The organism is Pseudomonas sp. 05N434, assembly GCF_056396965.1.
Genome location: NZ_JBFTMK010000775.1, coordinates 1 through 2,345 on the forward strand (window position 1 = coordinate 1; position 2,345 = coordinate 2,345).

At 47.8% G+C, this 2,345-nt stretch carries 1 protein-coding gene; it reads right to left on the reverse strand.

Annotated elements, in window-relative coordinates:
* Positions 1-505 precede the first annotated feature (505 nt).
* A partial coding sequence (locus AC1DLB_RS29220) for a glycosyltransferase family 2 protein (protein WP_477786208.1) occupies positions 506-2,345 on the reverse strand: 1,840 nt, incomplete at its 5' end.

A 2,345-nucleotide genomic window follows, 5' to 3' on the forward strand; every position in this document is an offset into this window, starting at 1 on the left:
GGGAAGTACTCGCAACTTTGGGGGTACTAACGTATAAAACCTTGTACTTCTCGGAACGGAAACTGTTCCACTTGAGATAGTCGAAGACTTTTTGTTTGTCCACTGATGACAAATCACTAATATTTAGCATATGCGTCAAAAAATCCTATGGGCATGCTGACTCTCAGCAACGCACTTCCAAACGAGTAAATTATCTGCACTAATACGAACACCCTGTAAGACGGCTACAACCATAGCCCTACATAAAAGGGTAACACTCGCAAATGACCACTCCCTGGTTCCACGACGACTTTACGTCGACGACGTTAGCCCCCTTGGGCCGAGTGAACCTCAAACGCGGTCACTGACCCGGAGCAAACAAGCGCGAAACCATCCAAAACTGATTTATAACATTTTTTGGTCTTAACATTCAAAATAGCTCAGAAATACCGGGTTCCTTACCTATGGTCTAGCTGCAGCCCCCAACAAAAAAGGTTCCCCCCTACCGCCAAGAGYGAAAAACACGTCAACCCCAGGCAGACACACGGCGGACTGAATCGTTGACGGGACAGAGGATGGGCACCGCTCGAAACCATCCCGGCCCAGACCTGCGCCCCCTCCCGAAACAGCCAGATTTGATTACTTTAAAGGGCTGCCGCCGTCCATCTGAAAAAAAGCCAGAATATTGAGGAGCAAAAAACCAATAAAGAGTCAACAAATCGTATACAAAACCAACCACTTCGACTAACGAGCCAGAGCCTACCCGTACAGTGGGGTCACCTGGAGTTCTAAACAAAGACGTGGTTTTTGGCACATAAACAAACTTATTGCCATAACCATACCGCAACCAAAGATTCCAGTCTTCGAGACTGCTCATATCGGTTTGAAATCCGCCTCGTTGCAAGAAGAGATCCTTTTGAAAAAGGAGAGACTGGATAGCTATATAGTTGTGATCCAGCAGAACCTCATAGTCATATTCTTGCTTGAGAATCGGAGGTACCGCATGGCTAACCTCAAAATATTGCCCTTCCACGCCACTGGCAACAGTACCGACTTCCAGCGCCAATGAGTAGGCCGCTACCGCGTCAGCATTTTTCGCCAACGCACCAACAAGCACCTCGACATGATCCGCGAAAAGCAAATCATCATCATCGAGAAACATGCAATATTTTCCGGCAGCCTTTTCCAAACCATAATTACCGGTCACCGAACGACCGACTTTATCGAGGGAGTAGTAACTAACACTCATTCCCTCCGGAAATTCAAAATCAGACACAACCGAGCTCATCGTAGAACCGCCATCCTCAACGACTATCAACTCGATATTCGGGTACGYCTGATTACACACAGACATCATGGACTGTCTGAGAAACTCTCCTCGATTCTTGTAAGTTCGAGTAACCACAGTAACAAGAGGGTAATCAGCCAATGATTCGCCCACCTCCCAGAACGCCCCATCCCTGATCATTTCATAATCAAAGCCCCTGAAAGGGAAATAGCAGTTTTCACTCGGTCCCTTGCCCCGCATAAAATACCGAGCCTTCTTGAATATCACACCGAAGTTTCTGAACACATCGCGACGGGCGCCAGCATAGGGTTCTGGACGGAGCAAAAGCAGGCACTGCAAGATAAAGCCACCCACTCTATCGCTCAAATTCCCATAGCGCAGCCTGATATAAGCATTGGCCAGCGTGCTGCCGGTATACTGAATCGGTTTTATATGATGCTCATGCTCATAGGTATAATGATAGACGACGGCGGACGGGCAATACTTGAGTTGGTATCCATAGGACCTGAAGCGATAGGAAAGCTCGACGTCTTCGCCATACATGAAGATCTCGCGCTCGTATCCACCGACTTCAACGTAAGCCGACCTTCTTACAAGTACGCAAGCATGGGACGACCAGTTGGTTTCCAACGTTACCGGATCATAATATTTAGGGTGTTCATAAGGTGCCTGCCTCAACTCCCAGGATGCCACCTCAGCCTTGGCATCAGCCAAAGCAGCAGCCACCACTTTGGTTATAGAGTCTTTGGCAAAAACGATATCCACATTACTAACAAGAAAATATTCAGAGCGTCCTTTACGGATTGCCTTTTCATGCCCGGCACCAAACCCGACATTGTCGCCTTCCATAATGTCGAAACCAGCCACTTCCTGACCAAGCAATGTCTGCCAACGCTGCAATGCTTCGAGGGTGCTGTCCGAAGACCCGTTATCAACAAAGAACATATTCAATTTGCTGAGCGGGTAATTTTGCGCTCTTAACGATTCAAAAAAACCATCAATCCACTTGCCACTATTGAACGTCACCACCGACACATCAATAACTGGTTGCGCCTGAGCGATCGACGAGCTCTGGAAC